Origin of the sequence: Aeromonas sp. 61P (assembly GCF_051919545.1) — a bacterium.
Lineage (GTDB): Bacteria > Pseudomonadota > Gammaproteobacteria > Enterobacterales > Aeromonadaceae > Aeromonas > Aeromonas veronii.
In genome coordinates this window covers 607,501-631,512 of sequence record NZ_JBQBEL010000001.1, presented here as the reverse complement: position 1 = coordinate 631,512, position 24,012 = coordinate 607,501, and the positions used below count along the sequence as shown (strand labels likewise).

The 24,012-nt window shown below is 61.4% G+C and carries 22 protein-coding genes and 3 pseudogenes (1 of these 25 only partly in view); 17 read left to right on the top strand and 8 right to left on the bottom strand.

Annotation, left to right across the window (positions count from 1 at the left end):
- Positions 1-55: 55 nt before the first annotated feature.
- Positions 56-1,093, top strand: coding sequence for a glycosyltransferase family 9 protein (locus ACTG2O_RS03085; protein ID WP_139736005.1), 1,038 nt, complete (start codon positions 56-58; stop codon positions 1,091-1,093).
- 51 nt (positions 1,094-1,144) lie between these two features.
- Here the strand turns inward: ACTG2O_RS03085 and ACTG2O_RS03080 are convergent.
- Positions 1,145-1,920, bottom strand: a pseudogene (locus ACTG2O_RS03080) (glycosyltransferase family 2 protein).
- A gap of 276 nt (positions 1,921-2,196) precedes the next feature.
- On the opposite strand from ACTG2O_RS03080, the gene waaF reads away from it, so the two are divergent.
- The 5 genes from waaF to ACTG2O_RS03055 all read left to right on the top strand — a co-directional run bounded on the left by waaF (position 2,197) and on the right by ACTG2O_RS03055 (position 6,242).
- Positions 2,197-3,231 carry a lipopolysaccharide heptosyltransferase II gene (gene waaF, locus ACTG2O_RS03075; protein WP_111901320.1) on the top strand — a complete coding sequence of 345 codons (1,035 nt, stop codon included), beginning with the start codon at positions 2,197-2,199 and terminating at the stop codon, positions 3,229-3,231.
- Between the two features lies 1 nt (position 3,232).
- The gene (gene waaA / locus ACTG2O_RS03070) at positions 3,233-4,498 is read left to right on the top strand and encodes a lipid IV(A) 3-deoxy-D-manno-octulosonic acid transferase (RefSeq protein WP_439975319.1); all 1,266 of its coding nucleotides are present in this window, start codon (positions 3,233-3,235) and stop codon (positions 4,496-4,498) included.
- 93 nt (positions 4,499-4,591) lie between these two features.
- A complete protein-coding gene (gene acuI / locus ACTG2O_RS03065) occupies positions 4,592-5,572 on the top strand; it encodes an acrylyl-CoA reductase (NADPH) (protein ID WP_019446527.1) in 981 nt (326 codons plus the stop codon).
- Positions 5,573-5,646: 74 nt separating this feature from the next.
- Positions 5,647-5,772, top strand: coding sequence for a hypothetical protein (locus tag ACTG2O_RS03060; RefSeq protein WP_005339521.1), 126 nt, complete (start codon positions 5,647-5,649; stop codon positions 5,770-5,772).
- Positions 5,773-5,909: 137 nt separating this feature from the next.
- Positions 5,910-6,242, top strand: coding sequence for a DUF2799 domain-containing protein (locus ACTG2O_RS03055; RefSeq protein ID WP_439975318.1), 333 nt, complete (start codon positions 5,910-5,912; stop codon positions 6,240-6,242).
- A gap of 20 nt (positions 6,243-6,262) precedes the next feature.
- On the opposite strand, the gene ACTG2O_RS03050 is transcribed toward ACTG2O_RS03055, so the two are convergent.
- Both ACTG2O_RS03050 and ACTG2O_RS03045 read right to left on the bottom strand, forming a co-directional pair.
- Entirely contained in the window at positions 6,263-6,427 is a 165-nt protein-coding gene (locus tag ACTG2O_RS03050) for a hypothetical protein (protein WP_005339525.1), read from the bottom strand.
- Positions 6,428-6,539: 112 nt separating this feature from the next.
- Positions 6,540-6,974, bottom strand: a complete 435-nt coding sequence (locus ACTG2O_RS03045; protein ID WP_040069400.1) for a flagellar basal body-associated protein FliL — start codon at positions 6,972-6,974, stop codon at positions 6,540-6,542.
- A 145-nt stretch (positions 6,975-7,119) separates the two neighbouring features.
- Here ACTG2O_RS03045 and ACTG2O_RS03040 point away from each other — a divergent pair, with 145 nt between their 5' ends.
- Together ACTG2O_RS03040 and ubiA are read left to right on the top strand one after the other, a co-directional pair.
- Complete coding sequence (locus ACTG2O_RS03040) at positions 7,120-7,656, top strand: chorismate--pyruvate lyase family protein (protein WP_005339534.1); 537 nt, start codon at positions 7,120-7,122, stop codon at positions 7,654-7,656.
- Positions 7,653-8,522, top strand: coding sequence for a 4-hydroxybenzoate octaprenyltransferase (ubiA, locus tag ACTG2O_RS03035; protein ID WP_005339536.1), 870 nt, complete (start codon positions 7,653-7,655; stop codon positions 8,520-8,522). Before ACTG2O_RS03040 ends, ubiA begins: the two co-directional genes overlap by 4 nt.
- Before the next feature lie 68 nt (positions 8,523-8,590).
- On the opposite strand, the gene plsB is transcribed toward ubiA, so the two are convergent.
- Positions 8,591-11,014, bottom strand: a complete 2,424-nt coding sequence (gene plsB, locus ACTG2O_RS03030; RefSeq protein WP_429075094.1) for a glycerol-3-phosphate 1-O-acyltransferase PlsB — start codon at positions 11,012-11,014, stop codon at positions 8,591-8,593.
- A 204-nt stretch (positions 11,015-11,218) separates the two neighbouring features.
- On the opposite strand from plsB, the gene lexA reads away from it, so the two are divergent.
- From lexA to dinF, 4 genes are all read left to right on the top strand, one after another.
- The gene (lexA, locus tag ACTG2O_RS03025; RefSeq protein ID WP_421304394.1) at positions 11,219-11,842 is read left to right on the top strand and encodes a transcriptional repressor LexA; all 624 of its coding nucleotides are present in this window, start codon (positions 11,219-11,221) and stop codon (positions 11,840-11,842) included.
- Between the two features lie 483 nt (positions 11,843-12,325).
- Positions 12,326-12,541, top strand: coding sequence for a hypothetical protein (locus tag ACTG2O_RS03020; protein WP_421334209.1), 216 nt, complete (start codon positions 12,326-12,328; stop codon positions 12,539-12,541).
- Between the two features lie 210 nt (positions 12,542-12,751).
- A complete protein-coding gene (locus ACTG2O_RS03015) occupies positions 12,752-13,378 on the top strand; it encodes an SCO family protein (protein ID WP_005339543.1) in 627 nt (208 codons plus the stop codon).
- A 2-nt stretch (positions 13,379-13,380) separates the two neighbouring features.
- The gene (dinF, locus tag ACTG2O_RS03010; RefSeq protein ID WP_019446523.1) at positions 13,381-14,742 is read left to right on the top strand and encodes an MATE family efflux transporter DinF; all 1,362 of its coding nucleotides are present in this window, start codon (positions 13,381-13,383) and stop codon (positions 14,740-14,742) included.
- 13 nt (positions 14,743-14,755) lie between these two features.
- Here the strand turns inward: dinF and trmL are convergent.
- From trmL to ACTG2O_RS02995, 3 genes and pseudogenes are all read right to left on the bottom strand, one after another.
- Positions 14,756-15,219, bottom strand: a pseudogene (gene trmL, locus ACTG2O_RS03005) (tRNA (uridine(34)/cytosine(34)/5-carboxymethylaminomethyluridine(34)-2'-O)-methyltransferase TrmL).
- A 74-nt stretch (positions 15,220-15,293) separates the two neighbouring features.
- Positions 15,294-16,664 (bottom strand): ATP-binding protein, encoded by a 1,371-nt coding sequence (locus ACTG2O_RS03000; RefSeq protein ID WP_005356054.1) that lies wholly within the window; start codon positions 16,662-16,664, stop codon positions 15,294-15,296.
- Positions 16,646-17,341, bottom strand: a complete 696-nt coding sequence (locus tag ACTG2O_RS02995) for a response regulator (protein ID WP_005339549.1) — start codon at positions 17,339-17,341, stop codon at positions 16,646-16,648. Before ACTG2O_RS02995 ends, ACTG2O_RS03000 begins: the two co-directional genes overlap by 19 nt.
- Before the next feature lie 85 nt (positions 17,342-17,426).
- Between ACTG2O_RS02995 and fieF the strand changes: the two genes are divergently transcribed.
- The 4 genes and pseudogenes from fieF (at position 17,427) to ACTG2O_RS02975 (ending at position 20,882) form a co-directional block, all read left to right on the top strand.
- The gene (fieF, locus tag ACTG2O_RS02990) at positions 17,427-18,338 is read left to right on the top strand and encodes a cation efflux pump FieF (RefSeq protein WP_005339551.1); all 912 of its coding nucleotides are present in this window, start codon (positions 17,427-17,429) and stop codon (positions 18,336-18,338) included.
- Positions 18,339-18,346: 8 nt separating this feature from the next.
- Positions 18,347-19,126, top strand: coding sequence for a serine O-acetyltransferase (gene cysE, locus ACTG2O_RS02985; protein ID WP_005339552.1), 780 nt, complete (start codon positions 18,347-18,349; stop codon positions 19,124-19,126).
- A 20-nt stretch (positions 19,127-19,146) separates the two neighbouring features.
- Entirely contained in the window at positions 19,147-20,427 is a 1,281-nt protein-coding gene (locus tag ACTG2O_RS02980; protein WP_439975317.1) for a hypothetical protein, read from the top strand.
- 240 nt (positions 20,428-20,667) lie between these two features.
- Positions 20,668-20,882, top strand: a pseudogene (locus ACTG2O_RS02975) (cell division protein ZapB).
- Positions 20,883-20,954: 72 nt separating this feature from the next.
- Here the strand turns inward: ACTG2O_RS02975 and elbB are convergent.
- Positions 20,955-21,605, bottom strand: a complete 651-nt coding sequence (gene elbB / locus ACTG2O_RS02970; RefSeq protein ID WP_107683342.1) for an isoprenoid biosynthesis glyoxalase ElbB — start codon at positions 21,603-21,605, stop codon at positions 20,955-20,957.
- A gap of 400 nt (positions 21,606-22,005) precedes the next feature.
- Between elbB and polA the strand changes: the two genes are divergently transcribed.
- A protein-coding gene (gene polA / locus ACTG2O_RS02965) for a DNA polymerase I (protein ID WP_202006046.1) crosses the window boundary here: on the top strand, positions 22,006-24,012 show its 5' portion. The gene runs 759 nt beyond the window's last position; only the first 2,007 of its 2,766 coding nucleotides appear in the window; it begins with the start codon at positions 22,006-22,008; its stop codon lies off the right edge, out of view.

Below are 24,012 nucleotides of genomic sequence, written 5' to 3'. Positions count from 1 at the left end.
CGCCATCGCGCATCAAGCCTCCTTGCATTGGTGACAGGGAGCAAAGGGATTTTTTATGAAACGTATTCTGGTCGTTCGCAATGACAAGATTGGTGACTTCATGCTGGCGTGGCCTAGCTTCGCCATGCTCAAAGGCTCCATGGAGTGTCATGTGACTGCCCTGGTTCCGGCCTACACGGCGCCGCTGGCCAGGCTCTGCCCCTGGATTGACGAGGTGATCATCGATCCGGGCGTGCGTGCCGACAAGGAGCAACAGCGGGCGCTGCTGGCGCGGATCAAGGCGGCTGCGTTCGACGCGTCCATCTGCCTCTTCTCCAACTCCCGCAACGCCATGCTGGTGTGGAAGGCGCACATCCCTTACCGGCTGGCCCCGGCGACCAAGCTGGCGCAGGTGCTCTACAACCAGCGACTGGTGCAGCGTCGCTCCCGTTCCCAGAAGCCGGAGTCCGAGTACAACCTGGAGCTGATCCGCCGCTTCCTGGCCGATCAGCAGGTGGCCGTGGTGGAGCCCAAGACCCCCTTCCTGCGGTTCGATGACGAGACCCTGCTACAGGTGCGCGAACAACTGGCACTCAAGCTCAAGCTCGATGCCAGCCGCCCCTGGCTGATGGTGCATGCCGGTAGCGGCGGTTCGGCCAACAACCTCTCCATCGAGCAGTACGCCCGCATCATCATCAAGCTCAATCAGGCCTGCCCCGAGCTGCAGTGCGTGCTGACCGCAGGCCCGGGCGAGGAGAAGATGGCCGAACAGCTGGCGGCCGAGTTGCTGGCCCACGGCGGCAACGGCTGGATCTACCGCTCCAGCGATGGTCTGCCGATGTTCTGTCAGGTGCTGGCCAACGCAGCCCTGTTTATCGCTGGCAGTACCGGCCCGCTCCATATCGCCGGTGCGCTCGATGTGCCGACCATCGGCTTCTTCCCGATGCGCCGCTCCGCCACTCCGCTGCGCTGGAAGCCCCTCAACAGCGAAGGGCGCCACCTCGCCTTCAGCCCGCCTGAGGATAGCGACCATCCTGAGGATATGAGCCAGCTCGATCCCAAGACCATGGTGCCGGTGATGGCCCGCTGGGCGGCGCCTTTCTGGCGCAAATAACGTATGCAGCAATGCAAACAGGGCCCCGCGGGGCCCTGTTTCGTATGACGGTTATTCCGGCTGCTGCGGTTGCTGGCGCACCCAGAGGTGGCGTATTTGACGAAGGTGGAGTGGGCGGAGAGGATCGCCAGCAGCAGCCCCTGCTTGCCATCGAGGAAGCCCGCTTTGAGCAGGTACATCTTGAGGAAGCAGCCGACCGCGTGGATCAGCCCCTGACTGAGGGAGCCCTTCTTGCCGCGGGCGGTGCGCTGATCGGCCCAGGCGCGGGCATAACCGGCGGATTTCACCAGATAGTGCTCCAGATCCCGATAGGTGAAGTGGAGCAGGTCGCCATGAATATTGACGATCTTCATGTTGGCCCGCACTTCCACCTTTTCGTGCACCAGCGCCTCGTTGTAGCTGGTGAGCGCCTTGGGATAGAGGCGCAGCACCCGATCCGGATACCAGCCACTGTGGCGGATAAAGCGGCCAAAGACCCAGGAGAGGCGCGGGATCGAGTAGATGGTATCGCTGGCCGGATTGGCCATCACCTCGGCGATGGCGGTTTTCAGCTCGGGGGTGAGCCGCTCGTCGGCATCCAGCCACAGCACCCAGTCGGACTGCACGTGGGACTGGGCCAGTCGGCGCTGTTTGCCAAAGCCCGGCCACTTGGCGTTGACGAAGAAGCGGGCGCCAAATTCGGCGGCAATGGCCGGGGTCTCGTCCTGACTGCCTGAGTCCAGAATGACGATCTCGTCCACCAGTCCGTCGAGGGAGGCGAGGCACTTGCGCAGGTTGTCGGCTTCATTCTTGACGATCAGAACGGCAGCCAGAGTCGGTTTTTTCACGAAATGGGGCTCACGGTTATTGCCCGGCTGGCGGGTCGAATGCGTATTGATGGGCCATTCTAACGGAAAAACGGGTCAAAGAGAGAGCCGCCATTGCCCGTTTCTATCAGCTGTCTGCCTGTCTCGTCTCGTCCGGTTGGAAGAGGGCCACTGCTGGAAAAATGGGGTGGCAGCAGCGTTTGGCAAGGATCTTCTGTTATTTATCCAGTCATTCTTGGGGCATAATCTCGCCCAGTGATGATTAACAGCCGGGCCAGTCCCGAGAGAAGACGCGTGATGAAAATATTGGTGATCGGCCCCTCCTGGGTCGGCGATATGGTGATGTCCCAGAGTCTCTACAAGGCGATCAAGGCCAACCATCCCGAGTGCGAGCTGCACGTGATGGCCCCCGCCTGGTGCTGCGCCCTGCTGGAGCGGATGCCGGAGGTGGACAAGGCGATCACCATGCCCCTCGGCCACGGTGACTTCAAACTGGTGGCGCGCCGCCGCCTCGGCAAGCAGCTGGCCGCCGAGAAGTACGATCAGGCCATCGTCCAGCCCAACTCCATGAAGTCGGCGCTGATCCCCTGGTTTGCCCGCATTCCGGTGCGTACCGGCTGGAAGGGTGAGAGCCGCTATGGCCTGCTCAACGACCTGCGCAGCAACAAGTCCGCCTTCCCGCTGATGGTGGAGGGCTATCTGGCGCTCGCCTATCCCAAGGCGCAGATGAAGAGCCGGGCCGATATTCCGACCATTCCGCACCCTTCTCTGCACGTCGACCTGATCAACCAGAGCAAGGCGCTGGAGCGACTGGGGCTGGATCGCGCCCGCCCGGTGCTGGTGCTCTGCCCCGGTGCCGAGTTCGGCCCGGCCAAGCGCTGGCCGGAGGGGCACTACGCCGTGGTGGCCCAACAGCATCTGGACGAGGGGTGGCAGGTGTGGATCTTCGGTTCCAACAAGGATGTGCCGGTGGCCAATACCATCCGGGATCGGGTCAATCTGCTGACTCGCCCCAACTGCCACGTGCTGGCGGGCAAGACCAGCCTGCACGAGGCGATCGATCTGATGGCGCTGGCCAGCCGGGTCATCTCCAACGACTCCGGCCTGATGCACATCGCCGCCGCCCTCAACCGGCCGTTGGTGGGTGTCTATGGCTCCACTTCGCCGCTCTACACCCCGCCGCTGGCGGATCGGGTCGAGATCGTCCACACCGACATCGAGTGTCGCCCCTGCTTCAAGCGCACCTGCAAGTTCGGCCATCTCAAGTGCTTGATCGATCTGGCGCCGGAGCAGGTGGTCGATGCCTGCAAGAAGCTGGAGCAGAGTCAGTAAGATGCCCTACCGTCTGCTCTACAACCTGCTGATCCATCTGGGATTGCCGCTGGCGCTGCTGGCCCTCTACAAGCCGAAGAAAGGCAAGCCCGGCTTTGGCAAGCGCTGGGCCGAGCATCTCGGGCGGTTGCCTGCCACCGGACAGGATGCACCGCTCTGGATCCATGCGGTGAGCGTGGGGGAGACGCTGGCCATCACGCCGCTCATTCGCGCCCTCAAGGCGGAGCGGCCTGATCTGCCGATCCTGCTCACCACCACCACCCGCACCGGCGCCGATCAGGCTGCCAAGCTGGGGGATCTGGTGATCCATCGCTATGCACCGCTCGACTACCCCTGGGCCATTGCCGCCTTTCTCGACACCTTCAAGCCGCGCGCGCTCTGGGTGATGGAGACCGAGTTATGGCCCAACTGGCTGGCCGCCTGCGAGGCGCGCCATTTGCCGGTGACCATCATCAATGCCCGTCTTTCCGAACGCTCCTGCCAGCGTTATGCCCGTTTCCACGGCGCCTTCGACGTCCTGAGCCGGCCACTGACCCATCTGCTCTGCCAGCATCAGGATGATGCCGACCGCTTCGCCCGCCTCGGCATCGATCGTTCGCGGCTGGCGGTGACCGGCTCCATCAAGTTCGATATCCAGTTTGGTGACGAGGTGCAGGCCAAAGGGCGCGCCCTGCGCCAGCAGTTGGGGGCGGATCGGCCGGTCTGGATCGCCGCCAGCACCCATCAGGGTGAGGACGAGCAGGTGCTGGCAGCCTTCGAGCTGCTGCTCAAACGCCATCCCGATGCGCTGCTCATTCTGGTGCCACGTCACCCCGAGCGGTTCGACCGGGTGGCCGAGCTGTGTGCCTCTCATGGCTGCGTGCGGCGCACTGATGGTGCTGCGGTGAGTGCGGAGGATAAGGTCTATCTCGGCGATACCATGGGCGAGCTGCCGCTGATGCTGGCGGCGGCCGATGTGGCCTTCGTCGGCGGCAGTCTGGTGAAGATCGGCGGTCACAACCTGCTGGAGCCGGCAGCCCTCGGCAAGCCCTGCCTGACCGGGCCCGCCTACTTCAACTTCAGCGACATCACCCGCCAGCTGGTGGCTCAGGGTGGCGCCGCCATCGTGGCCGATGCCACCGAGCTGGGCGAGCGGGTGAGCCAGCTGTTTGCCGATGGTAACGCCCGCCGCGAGATGGGCGAGCAGGCCCGCGCCGTGGTGCTGCGCAATCAGGGTGCGCTGGCGCGCACCCTCTCGCACTGCCTCACTGCGCTGGAGAACGACTGAACCCATGATGAGCACCGCACTGGCTCTCGATTTTCAACTGCAAAAGCGTCAAAGCAGCTGATCCCCGTTTCACACGTCATCAAAGAGGCAACCATGTTCAAGGCTCTGTTACTGGAAAACCAAGACGGCAAGACTGTTCCGACTCTGACCCGGCTGGCCGAGAGCCAGTTGCCGGAAGGTGAAGTGCGGGTAGCGGTCGCTTACAGCTCCATCAACTACAAGGACGGGTTGGCCATCACCGGCAAGGGCAAGATAGTGCGCCAGTGGCCGCTGGTGCCCGGCATCGACTTTGCCGGTACCGTGCTCGAGTCTGCCGACAGCCGCTATCAGACCGGCGACAAGGTGGTGCTGACCGGTTGGGGCGTCGGCGAAGGGCACTGGGGCGGCATGGCCGAACAGGCGCGGGTCAAGGGGGACTGGCTGGTGCCGTTGCCCGCTGGGCTGGATGAGCTCCAGGCCATGTGCATCGGTACCGCCGGTCTCACCGCCATGCTCTGCGTGCTGGCGCTGGAAGAGGCGGGCATTACTCCCGAAAGCGGCGAGGTGCTGGTCACCGGCGCGGCTGGCGGCGTGGGCTCCACCTCGGTTGCCCTGCTGGCAGCCCTTGGCTATCAGGTGGCGGCGCTGACCGGTCGTCTGGAAGAGCAGGGCGCCATGCTCACTGCGCTGGGTGCCAGCCGCATCGTGCCGCGCAGCGAGCTGCTGGTGCCTGCCAAACCGCTGGAGAAGCAGCTGTGGGCCGCTGCCATCGATACCGTCGGCAGTCAGGTGCTGGCCAAGCTGCTGGCCCAGATGAACTATGGCGGCGCTGTGGCGGCCTGCGGGTTGGCGGGCGGTTTCGATCTGCCGACCAGTGTGATGCCCTTTATCCTGCGCAATGTGCGGTTGCAGGGGGTCGATTCGGTGATGTGCCCGTTTGAACGTCGTCAACTGGCGTGGCAGCGACTGGCACGGGATCTGCCCGCCAGCTTCTTTGAACAGGCGGTTACCGAGATTGGGCTGGAGCAGGTAGTGGAGGCCGCCGAGGCCATCACGCAAGGCCAGATCGCCGGTCGCACTCTGGTCAAACTTTGAACTCCCTCTGACTGGCGAGCCCGACAATTCCGGATAAAATTGGAGTGCGGGTGAACTATCCAAGGAGAGTGAAGATGGGTGGACACAAGCCGGATTACGACTCCTCTGATGATGACTGGGAGCCGGATTCCTGGGAAGAAGAGCTGGATCAGTGGGAAGATGAAAGCTGGCAGGATGATGACACTTTCGATGACCAGTGAACCACGGCATTGAACGAACAGGCGGGCTTTGGGCCCGCCTGATTTTTTTGCCGCGCTCACATGGCTGAGCGTTCGTCCTTGGTCAGGGGCGGGCCGCTGGGTAGAATGAACTGCCCAAATGACGCTCAAGGATGACTATGCGACTCACCATCATATTGTTGGCTGCCCTGCTGGGTGGCTGTGTCTCCAACGATGATCCCTGCGAGAAGGTATGGAGTGAGGTGGGGGAGGCGGATGGCAAGCTGGGCTTCACCACCGAGCGGATCGAGTTCCATCAGGGCCAGTGTGGCAAGAAGGTGGATGCCGAACTGTGGAAGCAGGGACATCAGAAGGGATTGGCATGGTATTGCCGCCCCGAGCATCTCTATCTGGCTGGCCGCTCAGGCGAGGAGTATCGCGGCGTTTGCCCGAATGATACCCAGGCACGCAAATTGTTCGAACAGGGGCGTCAGGGGTGGACCGATCAATAACGCCCTGACAGGGAGGGGCGTTACTCCTCTTTCAAACGCAGCGGCTGGCAGAGGTAACCCTTGTCATTGGCACTGCGGGCGCACTTGCTGCAGACAAACTTGGGTTTGCGGACTATCTTGCGCAACGCCTTGAGATCGGTGGGGATCTCGTGGCGGCGCCATTCACACAGGGTTTTGCTGCCCATAACGACTACCTCTACGACTTGACGGCCGTATTGTAATCGATTTTCATTTCGAATAAACCGGCAAAGCTCGCTTATTGGCCGATATGCCAATAAGCGATTGTTTCGGGAGGGATTACTGGTAGAGGAACTTGGTGAAGATAAGCTCGCGCACCGCTTTCTTGCCGGTCTCTTTCACCAGCAGTTCGTTGACGGTTGTCTCGCACTCCTTGCGCAGCTCTTCTCGGTTGGTCAGGGACTTCACTTGATCGGCATTTTTGCTGCCAATCAGGCGGATGATGGCATCGCGGATCAGCGGGTCATGCTGCTCCAGCAGCTTGAGATCGGCCTCGTTTTCCGCCATCAGCTCCACCGTGACCCGGATATAACCGAGGGTTTTGCTATCACTCAGGTAGTTGGTGATGATGTCGGGATCGAGTGCATGGTAGGAGAAACCGGGCTTGGCAGCCCCCTCTGTGCCCTCGGCGGGCGGCTCATCTTCAGCCAGAGCTTGCTGCTGCAGGGCGCCACAGCTCAGTAACAACACCAGCAGAATTTTGAAGATCTTCATATAGATGGCTCATCAGCAAGAGATAACCCATTTTTGATGTTGCCATCGGGGCCGTCAAGCACGGATGTTCTTACATTTCGCTATTGATTTACGGATAATAAACCGGATTTTAACCTGAACACGGAAATCTCTGGATGGTGAAGCTGTGAAGTCCGAGTTGACTGTTCCCCTCACGCCGTTAAGCGGGTGGCTGGCCCCCGAATGTTGCGAATTGCCCGCCAGCTTGCGCCCCTGGCTGCTGGAGCCCGGCTCCATGACCCGGCGGCTGCGTCAGCACAATCGCCACTTTTCGGTGGAGTGGCTGGGCAATCACCCGGTCGCCCTTACTGCCGATGAGCAGTGGCTGGTGGATTCGGCCTCGCCGGCCGGTACCTGCCGCGAGGTGATCCTGCACGGGGATCGTGGGCCCGCCGTGCTGGGCTGGACCCTGTTTGCCGATGATGCACTGCAAGGGAGCGGCATTGCCGAGCTTGGCGAGCAGCCGCTGGGTGAGCGGGTATTTGGCCATGAGCCTGCCCGCCGCGATCACCTGCAGCTGGCCCGTTTCGATATTGCCGCCAATCCCCGTTGCCCGGCCGCCACCGTCTGGGGACGTCGTTCCCGTCTGTTTCTGGGGCAGTGGCCACTGCTGGTGCACGAGCTGTTTCTGCCCTCTCTCGTCTGTGACAAGGAGCTGGAGTGAATCTGTTAACCAAGGAGCGGGGACTTGCCTACATGCAGTTGGCCCGCGTCGACAAACCCATAGGCACTCTGCTGCTGCTGTGGCCAACCCTGTGGGCGCTCTGGCTGGCCGCTGGTGGTCTGCCCAATCTCTGGGTGCTGACCGTGTTTGTGGTCGGCGTCTTTCTGATGCGCTCGGCAGGGTGCGTGATCAACGACTATGCGGATCGCAACTTCGACGGCCATGTCAAACGCACCGCTGGTCGCCCCTTGCCCACGGGCAGAGTCAAACCGTGGGAGGTGCTGGCTCTCTTCTTCGTGCTGGCGCTTATCTCGTTTGGTCTGGTGCTGACCATGAATCCGCTCACCATCGGTCTGTCGTTTGTCGCCCTGCTGCTGGCGGTGAGTTACCCCTTCATGAAGCGCTTTATCTCGAATCCCCAGCTGGTGCTCGGGATGGCCTTCTCCTGGTCGATCCCGATGGCCTATGCTGCGCAGGCGGATGCCCTGCCGCTGGTGGCCTGGTTGCTCTTCTTTGCCAATCTGCTCTGGACGGTGGCTTACGACACCCAGTACGCCATGGTGGATCGGGATGACGACCTCAAGATCGGCCTCAAATCCAGCGCCATCCTGTTTGGTCGTTACGACAAACGGATCATCGGCGCATTGCAACTCTCGACTTTGCTGCTGCTGTTGGCGGTCGGGCAGCTGATGACGCTGGGGGGCTGGTATTACTGGGGATTGCTGGGGGCGGCGGTGCTGTTTGTCTATCAGCAGCGGCTTATTCGTGAGCGGCAGCGAGAAGCCTGCTTCCAGGCGTTTCTCAACAACAACTATGTGGGGGCGCTGGTGTTTGCCGGTCTGGTGCTTGACTACCTGCTGGCGTGATTGCGCTCCGAGTAAAACTGGATAAAAAGAAGGCCGCATGATGCGGCCTTCTTTGTTTGCGTTGCAGATTAGAGCTGATTGCCTGCCTGAATGGTGCGGCGGATCTTGTTGCTCAGCAGCGGCACTATGTTGTCGGCCAGCGCCTGGAAGCGGCCGAGATCCGGCTTGCACTCTGGGGAGAGGTAACCCTCTTTGCGCAAGGTGTGGATCAGGGTGCTGAACAGCTTCTGGTCGAAGAACTCGGGGGCGTTGATGCCGTGCAGGGTGCCGAGGCGCTCTGCCATCATCAGGCCGTCCGCCTCCAGCTGCTCCGCCTCGATATGAGGCTGGGCCAGCACCCGGGTCAGCACGATGGCGTAGCGTTGCAGGGTCTCCTGAATACTCTCCGCCAGCAGCAGCAGGCGCATCTGGTTGGCCGGATTGACCCAGTAGCCGTCATCGCGGGTCTCGATCAGTTGCTGGGTCTGCAGCGCGTCGAGCAGGCTGTCAACCAGCGCCGGTAGCTCTTCCTCTTCATAACGCAGGAACAGCTCGGTCTTGAGCAGCGGATAGATGTCGATGCAACGAGCCATGATCTCGCTGCGGGAGATCCCCTCGCAGCGTTCGATTAGTGCCGCCACCAGAGAAGGCATGGCAAACAGGTGGAGGATGTTGTTGCGGTAGTAGGTCAGCAGGATCGCCTGATAGCGGTCCAGACTGATGATCTGCCCCAGCTTGTCCTCGCTCACCTCGAACTTGTTGAGCTCCATCGCCTGATCCAGCAGGGTCTTGGCATCCTCATCCGGAATGGTGCTCTGCGGGCTGTAGGGTACCGCCTTGAGCAGATCCAGATAGGTGTTGAGCTGGGCCTGCAACTCGTCGCGGGTCAGGGCGTGGCGCTCGGCGGCCAGCAGCGCCAGCGCACTCAGGGTCAGGCCGTTGACCGCGGCAGCGCCGTTGATGCGGGTCATCAGCAGTTCGGCCAGATTGTTGACGGTGCCCGCCATCCACTCCGGACGCTCCTCTTCCCCGATGTGCTTTTTCCAGTCGGGGATATGTTCGCTCAGGTAGCTGTTGAGGGTCAGCGGTTCGCCGAAGTTGACGAAGCCACGGCCATAGTTGCGCAGCTTGCGCAGGATGCCGAGCACCTGCAGGAAGCTCTCTTTCTCCTTGCGGCTCCCTTTGAGCTCGTTGTGGTAGGTGTTCACCTCCATCACGTGCTCGTAGCCCAGATAGACCGGCACCAGAGTCACCGGCCTGTCCAGCCCGCGCATCATCGCCTGCAGGGTCATCGCCAGCATGCCGGTCTTGGGCGGCAGCAGACGGCCGGTACGGGAGCGACCGCCTTCGGTGAAGAACTCTACCGAGTACCCCTTGGCAAACAGCAGGTTGAGGTATTCACGGAATACCGTGCTGTAGAGCGGGTTGCCCTTGAAGGTGCGGCGAATGAAGAAGGCACCGCCGTGGCGGAAAATCGGGCCCGCCGGCCAGAAGTTGAGGTTGATGCCTGCCGCGATATGGGGCGGCACCATCCCCTGGTGGTAGATGACGTAGGAGAGCAGCAGGTAGTCCATGTGGCTGCGGTGGCAGGGGACGTAGACGATCTCGTGCCCTTCCTGCGCCAGTTGGCGCACCTTCTCGGCGCCATTGACCGACAAACCGCGGTAGAGCTTGTTCCACAGCCAGCCGAGGAAGCTCTCGCCCAGGCGGATCAACCGGTAGGAGAAGTTGGAGGCGATCTCGTCCATGTAGCCATGGGCGCGCTTTTGCGCCTTCTCGAGGCTGATCCCCTCGCGCTGGGCCTCCTCTTCAATCGCCTGCTGGATCACCGCGGAGTCGAGCAACTGCTTGAACAGCAGGTTGCGGTTCGGCAGTTTCGGGCCGGTAGCGGCCAGCTGCTGGCGGCTGAAGTGGGTACGGGCCACGCGCGCCAGCTTGTGGGCGATCGCCTCGTCGGTGCCGTGTTTGTCGGCCATGTAGCGCAGGGAGAGCGGCGGCGAGAAGCGCACCAGATTTTCGCGACCCTTGAGGGTCACGATAAGTGCCTTCTTCAGCCGGTTCGGCGCCAGGCTACTGATGATGTTGAGGCCGGAGGCTTCTTCCCCTTCCCGACCCGGAGCGCGGCCCCAGAACAGGGTGACGGGCACTACCTGGATATCCAGCGCGGGATCCTGCTTGTGCAGATCCAGCAGCTGGTGGAACTCCTGCAGGAAGGGGAGCGGTTTGCTGCGTTTGCCAAACAGGGGAGGCGGACGATCCAGACAGACATAGCGCGGCAGCAGCTGGCCGTTGAGCTCCAGCGGCGTGAAGGGGCCGGGCAGACCGAGATCCTCGCAGCACTGCTGCAGGGTCATCAGGTCGGTGATCGAACTGGTTTTCAGGGCATAGACGATGGGTCTGGCCGGATCCAGATTGAGTTCTGTGATGGGATTTTCCGGCAGGCTCTTGTGATTGACCAAGCCGCTGACCGGCCATTGCAAGATGGCTCTGGAAATCTTCTGTCCTAGGGACATGTGCGTCTGCTCTCCAAAAAAATGCGGCGTGAGCATAGCAAATCGACAGCCCCTTGTCGCCGAGAGGTACGATGAGTCGGCTGCGCAGGATCAAAACAGCAGTAAATGAGGGGTTGGTTGCGACAAATGTCAGCTGCGCCTTGCCTTGGCCACTGCACTGTATATACTGCCAGTGTGCTGTATAAAAAGACAGGTGCCAATTCTATGAAACCCCTTACCCCCCGCCAGGCCGAAGTGCTGGAGCTGATCAAGGTGAACATGAGCGAGACCGGTATGCCGCCGACTCGTGCCGAGATTGCCCAGAAGCTTGGTTTCAAGTCGGCCAATGCGGCCGAAGAACATCTGAAGGCCCTGGCCAAAAAAGGGGTCATCGAGATCATGCCGGGCACGTCCCGCGGCATTCGCCTGTTGCTCGAAGAGGAAGAGGTGCTGGAAGAGATCGGCCTGCCGCTCATCGGCAAGGTGGCTGCCGGTGAACCCATCCTGGCGCAGGAGCATATCGAGAGCCACTATCAAGTTGATCCCGCCCTGTTCCATCCGCGCGCAGATTTTCTGCTGCGGGTACAGGGGATGAGCATGAAGAACATCGGTATTCTGGATGGCGATCTGCTGGCGGTGCACAAGACCCAGGAAGTGCGCAACGGTCAGGTAGTGGTCGCCCGTCTCGATGAGGATGTCACCGTCAAGCGCTTCCAGCGCAAGGGCAGTCAGGTATGGCTGCTGCCGGAGAATGAAGAGCTCTCCCCCATCGAGGTGGATCTCTCCTGCCAGCAGCTCACCATCGAAGGGCTGGCTGTCGGGGTGATCCGCAACGCTGACTGGATGTAATCATCCCCGCCAACTGCGTTTGCCACACGGCCTCCTTCGGGAGGCCGTGCTGTTTCTGGCGCACTTTCCTTGTCATATCAAACAGATCATCGGTGGCGGCATTTTTGTCCTGCGCGACCGGCTACCAATCATCCATTTCAGATATATGCTCAGATCAGTGCCCTGTCGCCGAGGCCGGGCTTGGCGCCTCCCTCTGACCATCGCAATGCGCAGGACGGGAGGGCCGGTAACAACGAGAATCGGGCAGTACACCTTCACGGGATATGAAGGGGGAGTGGGGAGACCCCGAGCCTTGTCAGGCAAAGGGGACCACTCGTAATGGTTGCAGATAGTCGTGACGGGCCTGTTCCCAGTTCAGGCCGACGAAGCAACATGACCTGTCGGTCAAGGAGGACTGGTATGGCATCAAGATCGCCATGGGATTCAGAGGCTGGGGCTGCGCCAGCGGAATCGTCAATCACCCGTTTCGTCAAAGGTAGCCGGATGACCTGGTTTTACGGTCTCTGGCTGCACCATCGTGGTTCGCACTGGACGCTCTGGCTGGGATGTCCGAAAGAGAAGGTGGTGCGTCTGGTGTTGCTGTTCAAGCGTGGTCACGGTGATCGCCAGGGGGAAGAGGGCTGGCTGGCCCCCGTTATTCCCATCGGCGTGCGGGCCATCGGCAAGATATTGCAGCAGGGGCGTAACGCTCGCCCCTGAGCAGAAGAGACAAACAAATCCACCCATAACCGGCACCCGAGGGGGCCGGTTTTTTTATGGCTGAAATTGGTGATTAATTATGCCAAATGGTCGACTCCTGACAGGGCGTTGCACAAGGTTGAACCACCTTGACGGCTCGCTGGGGTACAATGCCCCCCTCTTGTCCGGTCACTGCTGGCCATCTGCCTTGAACTGAAAGGGTCTCTTGTTATGATGAAGCTCCGCTATCCCCTGCTCTTTCTGCTGCTGACAGCCTGCCTGATCCTGGTGTTCTACGCCACGCAGCCAGAGCAGCCGGAACAGGCCGACTACTATCCGGCGGGGCGGGACATCAATGATTTTGCCTTTACCGATGCGGACAACCAGCCGTTCACTCCTGCCAACCTGAAGGGGCACTGGACCTTCCTGTTCGTCGGCTACACCTTCTGCCCCGATATCTGCCCCACCACGCTGGCAGATATGCGCTCCGTCTATGACCAGCTGAAGAAGATGGCGCCCGACAGTCAGGTGGTGTTTATCTCGGCGGATCCCCAGCGTGATGATATTCCACGTCTCAAGACCTATACCGCCTTCTTCAATCCCGAGTTCAAGGCGGCCACCGCCCCCCACGACAAACTGTTCCCGTTCGTGCGCAATCTGGGGCTCATCTACTCCATCGCCAATCAGGGGGAGAAGGATTACCTGATCGATCACTCCGCCTCCATCGTGCTCATCAATCCCAAGGGCAAGCTGCAGGCGGTATTCCGCCCGCAGGTGGCGCCGGGTCAGGTGCCCCGGGTGCAGATGGCCACCATGCTCTCTGACTTCGCCCGCATTCTGAAGCTGGCAGGCCACTGAGCGTGACCCCAGCTGTTGCCCCCTGGTGGCGAGATCCCTCTCGCCACCGCGCCGTCTTTGCGCTCGCCCTGCCCATGGTTTTCTCCAATATCACCACCCCCTTGCTGGGGCTGGTGGACACCTGGGTGATCGGTCATCTCGGTCAGGCCTGGTTTCTGGGGGGCGTTTCGGTCGGTGCGACCCTGATCAACCTCATCTTCTGGTTGCTCGGCTTTTTGCGGATGTCGACCACCGGCCTGACGGCGCAGGCGCACGGCGCCGCCGACGGTCGTGCTCAGCTAGATACTCTGCTGCGGGCGCTGGGGCTGGCCATTGCTCTTGGCCTGGCGCTGCTGTTGTTGCTTTTCCCCCTGTTGCCACGACTGATCGCTCTGAGTGGCGGCTCGCCCGAGGTGCAGCTCTATGCGGGCCAATATGTGGCGGTGCGGATCTGGAGCGCCCCGGCGGCGCTCTGCAATCTGGTGGTCATGGGCTGGCTGTTGGGGATGCAGGATGCCCGCAGCCCCATGGTGATGCTGATCCTCACCAATCTGGTCAATATGGCGCTCGATGCCCTGTTTGTGCTGGGGCTCGGCTGGCAGGTGCGGGGTGTGGCGGCGGCCTCGGTCATGGCGGACTACTGTGCGCTGGCAGTCGGGATCTGGCTGGTACGCCGTCAACTGCGGCAACTGGCACCGACGGTGTGGCAGGATGGCTGGCAGCGCTGGCGACAGCTCGCGCCCATGGTGCGGCTGCTCGGCCTCAACCGCGATATCTTCCTGCGCTCCCTCTGTTTGCAGCTCTGCTTCGCCTTCATGACTCTGCAAGGGGCGCGGCTGGGGGATGTGGCGGTGGCCGCCAATGCGGTGCTGCTCAACTTCCTGATGCTTATCTCCTACGGACTCGATGGTTTTGCCTATGCGGTGGAGGCCATGGTAGGACGAGCCATCGGTCAGCGGGATCGGCATAAACTGCGGGAGGCCATCGTGCTCAATCTGGGCTGGGCCGCCCTCATTGCCAGTGGTTTTACCCTGGTGTTTGCCCTCTTTGGTGCCCACCTTATCGGCTATATCACCGACATTCCGGCCGTGGTAGCGGAGGCTCATCGTCAGCTTCCCTGGCTGATCGCCATGCCCTTGCTGGCGGTCTGGTGCTTCCTGCTGGATGGCGTATTTATCGGGGCGACCCGGGCGCGGGAGATGCGCAACAGCATGTTGTTGGCCGCGTTTGGCGGCTTCTTCCCGATCTGGTGGCTCTGTCAGTCGTGGGGCGTGGCCGCGTTATGGGCGGCGATGGCGGCGCTGATGGTGGGGCGCGGTCTGTCGCTGGGGGTCACTTGCTGGCGGCTGGAGCGCAGCGGGCATCTGCTCGACGCCCGCCACTGATCATCGGTGGCGCTTACATGGCACCGTCGTAGCCGAGCTGGCGCCAGCTCTCGTAGACAAAGACAGACACCGCGTTGGAGAGGTTCATGCTGCGGCTCTGGGGCACCATAGGGATGCGCAGCCGCTGCTCGAACGGCAGGCTCTCGATGATCTCGATGGGCAGGCCGCGACTCTCCGGGCCAAACAGCAGGGCGTCGCCAAGGGCATACTGGGCTGCCGAGTGCGTGGTGCGCCCCTTGGTGGTGCAGGCGAACACCCGCTTGGGTGCCACGGTAGCCAGAAAAGCCTCATAGCTCGGCCAGCGCTTCACCTCGGCAAATTCGTGATAGTCGAGTCCCGCCCGCTTTACCCGCTTGTCATCCCACTCAAATCCCAGCGGCTCGATCAGATGGAGCCGGTAACCGGTATTGGCGCAGAGCCGGATGATATTGCCGGTGTTGGCGGAATTTCCGGCTGGTAGAGGACGATATCGAGCATGACGAGCTCCTGCAAAGAGATGTAAAGCCAAGAAGGGGCGCCAGCATACCCAGCGCCCGTCCGGATGAAAAGGATCAGGCGATGGGCAAGCGGATGGTGATGGTCAGCCCGGTCGGGTGATTGTTGCTGGCCGCAATGGTGCCGCCGTGGCGCTGTATTGCCTCCGAGGCGATGGCCAGCCCCAGCCCGGTGCCGCCAGTCTTGGCGTTGCGGGCATCATCGACCCGGAAGAAGGGCTGGAACAGCAGCGCCTGCTGCTCGTCAGGCACTCCGGGGCCATCATCCCGAATGGTCATCACCCACTCCAGTCCCTCTCGATACCAGTCCACCTTGATGAACTCGCGGGCATACTTGAGGGCGTTGCGCAGGGGATTCTCCACCGCCCGGGCCAGCAGCTCGGGCCACATCTGGATCGACTCTGCGGGCAGCGGCGGCAGTCTGAGCTGTTTGCCGCTCTGGTTTGCTTCGAACATGGCATCTTCGAGGATGGGCTCCAGCAGGTCGGCCAGCGGGTGCACCACCGGTGCCTCCACATGCTGCTGCACTCGCGACAGATCCAGCAGATCGCCGATCAGCTTGTCCAGCCGCCCGATCTCCGATTCGATCCGCGCCAGCTCGGCGCTGTCACCCTGCTTGCGGCGGATCAGCGCCTGCGCCAGTTGCATCCGGGTGAGGGGGCTGCGCAGCTCGTGGGAGATATCGGAAAGCAGCTGTTTCTGCTTCTGGATCATGCTCTTGAGTGTCTCCACCATGCGGCTGACGTTATCCGCCAGCTGGCCGATCTCGTCGCCCCGTCCCAGGTTGGGGATCTGTACCTCCAGATTGCCGGCCGCCAGTTGGGAGACCGATTTCTGCAACTGCAGGATGGGGCGGGTCAGCCGCCAGGCGAGCAGCAGGCAGAGCGGGGTGCTGACCAGCATCGAGATGCCCAGAATGCGGATCGGGTGATCCAGCACCTGAATAAACAGGAACAGGTAGGGATTCTCGGCATTGAGGCCGAAATAAACGTGATAGCGATGGCCGTGGTGCTCCATCAGGAAGGGGCCGGCGATCGCCTTGCGATCCTCGTTGCCCAGCATGGGATTGGCCGGGTCATCGGCATCCACCATAAAGCGCACCACGAACTTGCGCGGATGGGTGGTGGACTGGATCTGCCCCTTCTCGTCGCGCAGGTAGACGTTGTCCACCGGCAGCATGGCGATCTTGTCCATCGCCTTGGCCAGATCGAAATCCTGATCCGGCTCGGCGGCGTTGAGCAGGGCCTGCACGTTGTTCTGCATCCGCGCCACTTCGTGGGTCGGCAGCGGGATCTGGTTGCGGGGATCCAGGGTCGGCAGGCTGATCACGGCGGCCAGCATTACCAGCAGCATGAACCAGAACCAGAGGAAGATGTGGGTCGAGATCCCGTTGAGGGAGTTGATGCGCTCTATTCTTGCTCTAGCCACAGGTACCCGCGCCCCCGTACGGTTTTGAAGCGGGGCTGGCCATCGGTGCGGTCCGGCAGCTTTTTGCGCAGGTTGCTCAGGTGCATGTCGATGGCCCGATCGAAGGGTTCCAGCTTCTTGCCCAGCACCTGCTCGGAGAGGTGGCTCTTGCTGACGATCTGGCCGGGATTACGCAGCAGACACTCCAGCAGCCCGAATTCGGTGGCGGTCAGCTCCAGCAGTTGTTCGCCGCAGCGGGCCTGCTGCAGGCCGGGTTGCAGCACGATATCCATGAAGTGAACTTCGTCGGAGGAGTTGCCGCGCTGGGGCGGGGCGCTCTGGGTACGGCGCAGGATGGCGCGTACCCGGGCCAGCAGCTCCCTGTCATCGAACGGCTTGGCCAGATAGTCGTCGGCACCCGCTTCCAGACCGTTAACCCGATCCTGGCTGTCACCGCGGGCGGTCAGCATCAGCACCGGGGTGTCGTGGGTCTTGCGCAGCTTGGTCAGCATGGCAAAGCCGTTGAGCTTGGGCATCATCACGTCCAGCAGCACCAGATCGAAGCTCTGCTCCGCCAGCCGTTGCAGCCCCTCTTCACCATCCTCGGCGACCGTGACCTGAAATCCCTCCAGGGTCAGAATTTCGGTGAGCAGTTGGGTCAATTCAAGATCGTCGTCGACCAGGAGTATTCTGTTCATCTGGTGTTATTCCGCAGATTTTCGCGCCAAACTGACGCCGGGGTCAGGGTATAATAAGTTTTTCATCGCCAGAGGAAAGCCGGTTTTGAGCCATCAACAATATTCCCGTTGGGTGACCTTTGCCAGCATAGCGGCGGTCACCACCGCTACCTTGCTGATCATCGGCAAACTGATCGCCTGGCTGATGACCGACTCGTCGACCCTGCTGGCGTCGCTTACCGACTCCTTCATGGATGTGAGTGCCTCCATCATCAACCTGCTGGCCATTCGCTATGCGCTGGCCCCTGCCGATGACGAGCACCGCTTCGGTCACGGCAAGGCGGAGTCGCTGGCGGGCCTCATCCAGTCGGCCTTTATCTCCGGCTCTGCTCTGCTGCTGGTGATGCACGGAATTTCATCCCTGCTCAATCAGGCGCCTATTCTGCGGCTGGAGGCGGGTCTCTGGGTCAGTGGCGGCTCCATCGTGCTGACCCTGCTGCTGGTCAGCTTCCAGAGCTTTGTCATTCGCAAGACCAACAGCGTGGCCATCAAGGCCGATATGCTGCACTACCGTTCCGATCTGCTGCTCAATGCCGGTGTCTTGCTGGCGCTGGTGCTGGCGGGGCAGGGGTGGTACTGGGCCGACGGCCTGTTTGCCATCCTGATTGGACTGTTCCTGTTGTGGGGGGCGGGACACATCGGCTACGAGTCGGTGCAGGCCCTGCTCGATCGTCAGTTGCCAGCGGAAGAACAAGCGAGAATAATGGCGCTCTGCTGTGCCGTAGAAGGTGTACACGGCGTACATGACCTGCGCACCCGTCAATCCGGGCCGACCCGATTCGTACAGTTGCATCTTGAACTGGATGATCAGATCCCCCTGGTCAAGGCCCATCAGATCGCCGATGAAGCCGAACTGGCGGTACGCCAGGCATTCGAGCGGATGGATGTCATCATCCACATGGACCCCATCTCGGTGCTGACAAAAGAACAACAGAGCCCTCACCCAGAACAACAGTAGGCTGCAACATGGATGAACTGGTTGCCAAAACCTGGCACAAAATTCAGCAAGAAGCGGAGTGCATGGCGGCCCAGGAGCCGATGCTGGCCAGCTTCTTCCACTCCACCATTCTAAATCACAAGAATCTGCGTTCGGCGCTGAGCTTCCAGCTGGCCAACAAACTCGACAGCGCCACCATGCCCGCCATCGCCCTGCGCGAGGTGATCGAGCTGGCCCTGCGCAGCGAGCCCGAGCTGCTGACGGTAGTGGCGGCCGACATCTGCGCCGTGCAGGAGCGCGATCCGGCGGTCGACCTCTTCTCCACCCCGCTGCTCTATCTCAAGGGGTTCCATGCCCTGCAGGGGTATCGGGTCGCCAACTGGCTGTGGCGTCAGGGGCGCCGCTCGCTGGCTCTCTATCTGCAAAACCAGATCTCGGTGGTGTTCGGGGTGGATGTGCACCCGGCCGCCCGTATCGGCAAGGGGATCATGTTTGACCATGCCACCGGCATAGTGGTCGGCGAGACGGCGGTGATTGAAGATGATGTCTCTATCCTGCAAAGCGTGACCCTCGGTGGTACCGGCAAGGAGAGCGGCGATCGCCATCCCAAGATCCGCGAAGGGGTGATGATAGGGGCGGGCGCCAAGGTGCTCGGCAATATCGAAGTGGGCGTGGGCGCCAAAATTGGTGCGGGCAGCGTGGTGATCAACCCGGTGCCGCCTCATACCACGGTCGCTGGCGTACCCGCCAAGATCGTCGGCCGTCCGGAGTGCGACAAGCCTTCACTGGATATGGATCAGTGTCTCTGATCTCCCGGCCGGAGTAGTCGATGGCCAAACGCTGGTCGGGTTATCTGATTTTGGGGATGTGGCTGCTCAACCTGCTGCATCTCTATCTGGGGCTCTCCCCCTGGCCTGCGGCCATGGCGGCCTGGGGGGCATCACTGCTCACCTGGCCCTGGCTGGTGGGGGCCGCCAAGCGGCAGGCGCTGGCCTTGTATGGCGCGGCGCTGTTGCTGCTCTTCTTCTCCTGGTGGCAGGGAGCGACCCTCACCGCCGGTGACTGGCTGCTGCCCAACATCAATATGCTCACCATGTTTGCCGCGGTGAGCACCCTCAACCTCGCCACCTCGGGTCTCTTGACCGGCACCACCTCCTGGACCGGGCGAAAGGGGCTGTGGAGCACCATGGCCAGCCTCAATCTGCTTGGGGCGGTCATCAATCTCTCGGTGCTGTTTATCATCGGCGATCGGCTGGAGCGCAATGGCACCCTGGAGCGGCGTCAGGTGATGGTACTGAGCCGGATCTTCTGTGCCGCCGCCTTCTGGTCACCCTTCTTTGTCGCCATGGCGGTGGCGCTCACATACGCGCCGGGCTTGCAGCTCTCCCATATTCTGCCGTTCGGGATCCTCGCCGCCTTGCTGGCGATGGGACTGACCGCCTGGCAGGTGGAGCGGATCGGGGTGGCCGACTTTGCCGGTTATCCGCTGCGGTTGCAGACTCTGGGGCTGCCGGTCACGCTGGCGTTGCTGGTACTGCTCATCAAGCAGGTCTGGCCCCAGCTCGGCATTCTGGCGGTGATCGCGCTGGTGGCCCCGCTGCTGGCGCTGCTCTTTATGCCGAGGGCCGGGCGCAAGGCGGCCCTCAAGCGGCAGGTAGTGGAGCGCTTCCCCGCCATCGGCGGTCAGCTGGTGCTGTTTCTGGGGGCCGGTTTGCTGGCGGCAGGCATCAACAGTGCGCTGTCGGTCATCGATCTCGGCGCTGGCCACGGCCTGCCACTGTTCAACCACTTTGGCTGGCTTGAGGCGTCCCTCACTCTGCTGCTGATCCTGCTGGTGGCCATCGTCGGGGTGCATCCGCTCATCAGTATCTCCGGGCTGGCGCCACTGCTCTGGCCGCTGGCGCCGGATCCCAGCCTGCTCGGCATGTGTTTCCTGCTGGGGTGGGGGCTTGCCACCGGTACCAGTCCGCTCTCCGGCTCCAATCTGGCGCTGGCGTCCCGCTACAACCTCCGTTCTGGGCTGATCCTGCGCTGGAACCTGCTCTACGGCCTGCTGATGTATGTGGTCGCCTGTCTGTTGCTGGGGGCTTATATCGCCTTGCATGGATAACGGCGGCGCCGTCAGGAGGGTGCAAATGATGCGCGGGCGGCGGGGTCTTTTACGCACGGTTCAGTGTGTTGTCGCGGCTCGGGCGCAGGATGCGAGAAAAATAGACGCATATTTAGACAATACATCTATGGAAGGCGCATTTTACAGCGCACTGGCTTGTTTGTGCCGATGCGCTCGGGGTATGCTGGCTTCACGCGCTTGAATCGCCCTCTGTGGGGCATCGCAATTGAACAAACAGGTATGCATATGTCACTGAAGTCCTTGAGCAACTCGAATCCAAAGTACAATCCGCCGTCGACAACATCTCCTTGCTGAAGATGGAGCTGGACGAGCTGAAAGAGCAGAACAGCAAGCTGCAAGACGAGAACCATCAGCTGCGCAACGAGCACACTGCATGGCAGGAGCGTCTGCGTGCCCTGCTGGGCAAAATGGATCAGATGGGCGAAACCATCTAATTCATCGCCTTCAGGCAGAATTGAAAACGGGCCGCTCCATGAGCGGCCCGTCTGTTTTTGGCAGGGTGAGGATTACAGCGCCAGCAGTTGCTTGACTGTCTTCTCGATACCGTCTGCTGCTTCGACTATGTTGTTGGCCAGCATGTAGGCGGGGGTGGAGATCACCTTGCGCTCCTGATCCACCACGAATTCGTTGACCGGGCAGTTGAGATGGCTGCCACCCATCGCCTCGATGGCGTTGGCGGTGCCTTCGTCATGGCCGATGGTCGCCAGCGTCCCGGCGCCATAGATCAGCGGGATCATGGCGGGGGCGATGCAGATATAGGCGGCCGGTTTGTTGGCGTTGGCAAAGCTCTGGCACGCTTTCAGCACATCGGGCTGGATCTGGCACTCGGCCTCTTTGATAGCGAAGTCGCACAGGTTTTTGGCCGCGCCAAAGCCGCCGGGCACCAGCAGCGCGTCGTAATCGGCCGCATCCAGCTCGGCCACATCCTTTATCTGGCCACGGCAGATGCGGGCCGCTTCGACCAGCACATTGCGGCTCTCTCCCTCGCTCACTTCACCGGTCAGGTGGTTGATGACATGGAGCTGCGCCACGTTCGGGGCGAAGCACTGGACGGCGGCTCCCTGACGGGCCAACGCCAGCAGGCTGATGACGGCCTCGTGGATTTCGGCCCCGTCAAAGACACCGCAGCCACTCAAAATCACGGCCACTTTTTTCATGGCAAACTCCTCGTTGTTGAAAATGTGAGCCAGGATGGATTGTTGTACTTTTGTATGGTTATCGCTCGCCCTCCGCTGGTCAAGTCATCTTGCTGTGCTAGGATTGTTTCGTTTTGGATCCTGCCGTACCTACTCCCTTAAATCTTTTTCCACATTGATCGAGATCATTCTAACTGTCTTGCGATCGGTTTTTACGATCTCAATGCATTGTTTTTAATGGCTTTTTATATTCTTATGCACAGTTTTATCACTGTGCGCTCTGATGCGCCCCATTTTTGAACACAGAGTTATCCACAGGCTGAGTCCCTTTATCAGGCGCTGTGTGCTGTTGCTGCGCCCCTTGGTGTGAGGGGGGCCCTGTGGCATCCTAGCGGCTGTTTATCTCTGGCAGGACGATTTCATGGCCCCTAGCAACCCCCTTATTCTGGTCGACGGCTCCTCTTATCTTTACCGCGCCTTCTTCGCCTCCCAGCAGGCTGATCTGCGCACATCGACCGGTTTGCCGAGCGGCGCCGTCCGTGTTATGGCCAACATGATGCGCAGCCTGCGCAAGCAATATCCTGACTGTCATGTGGCTGTGGTGTTTGATGCCAAGGGCAAGACCTTCCGCGATGACATCTATCCCGAGTACAAGGCGACCCGCGCCAGCATGCCGGACGATCTGCGCAGCCAGGTTGCCCCGATCCACCAGATGATCAAGGCGATGGGTTTCCCCTTCCTGATGGTGGAGGGGGTTGAAGCCGACGATGTGATCGGCACCCTGGCCCGCCAGGCGACCGAGAAGCAGCTGCCGGTGCTGATCAGCACCGGTGACAAGGATATGGCACAGCTGGTCTCCGACCATGTCACCCTGATCGACACCATGAAAGATGTGAAGACCGATCGGGAAGGGGTGATCGAGAAGTTTGGCGTACCGCCCGAGCTCATCATCGACTATCTGGCCCTGATGGGTGACAAGGTCGACAACATTCCCGGCATGACCGGTGTCGGCGAGAAGACCGCACTGGCCCTGCTGCAGGGGATTGGCAGCATCGACGAGATTGCCGCCAACCTCGACAAGGTGGCCGCGCTCGGCTTTCGTGGCTCCAAGGCCTTTGCCGACAAGTTCCGCGAGCAGGAGGAGCAGGTTCGTCTCTCCTATCGACTGGCGACCATCAAGACCGACGTCGAACTGGAACAGAGTCTGGAAGAGCTGTTGCTCAAGCCGGTCGACAAGGAGTCCCTGCTGGCGGTCTATCGCGAATACGAGCTGCGCAACCTGATCAAGGAGCTGGAATCCGGTGGTGAAGAGGGGAGCGAGAGCGCCGGACAGGACGAGGCTGGCGATGAGAGCGCCGCTCCGGTTGCCGCCATCGAAACCGACTACCGCTGCATTCTGGACGAAGCCGAGTTTGACGGCTGGCTGGAACAGCTGAAAGCGGCACCGTTGTTTGCCTTCGATACCGAAACCACCAGTCTCGACTATATGGAGGCGCGGATCGTCGGCGTCTCCTTCGCGGTTGAAGCGGGCAAGGCTGCTTATGTACCGTTTGGTCACGACTATCTGGGGGCACCGTTACAGCTGAGCGAGGCCGTGGTGTTGGGCAAGCTCAAACCGCTGCTGGAAGATCCGACCCGTCTCAAGGTGGGGCAGAACCTCAAGTACGACCGCAACGTGCTGCTCAACCATGACATCGACCTGCAGGGCATTGCCTACGACACCATGCTCGAGTCCTACGTGCTCAACTCCACCGCCAGTCGTCACGATATGGATTCGCTGGCCAAGCGTTACCTCGGGGTCGAGACCACCTCCTTTGAAGATATCGCGGGCAAAGGAGTGAAACAGCTCACCTTCAACCAGATCGAGCTGGAGCAGGCCGCTCCCTATGCGGCGGAAGATGCCGATATCACCCTGCGTCTGCACCAGACCCTGTGGGGTCAGCTGGAGGCCGTGCCTGGCCTCGCCAAGGTATTCAGCGAGATCGAGCTGCCGCTGCTGCCGGTATTGGCACGGATGGAGTTGCTCGGCACCACCATCGATCCCAAGCTGCTGCACCAGCAGAGTCAGGAGATCGAGCTGCGGTTGGCGGAGCTGGAGAAACAGGCTCACGAGCTGGCCGGGCAGGAGTTCAATCTCTCCTCGCCCAAGCAGCTTGGGGAGATCCTCTTCACCAAGCTGGGCCTGCCGATCATCAAAAAGACTCCGAAGGGTGCGCCATCCACCGCAGAAGAGGTGCTGGCCGAGCTGGCGGAGACCTACGAGCTGCCGCAGCTGCTGATGGAGCACCGTGGGCTGGCCAAGCTCAAGTCCACTTACACCGACAAGTTGCCGCTGATGATCAAGCCCCGGACCGGGCGGGTGCACACCTCCTATCATCAGGCGGTAGCGGCTACGGGCCGTTTGTCATCATCTGATCCCAACCTGCAG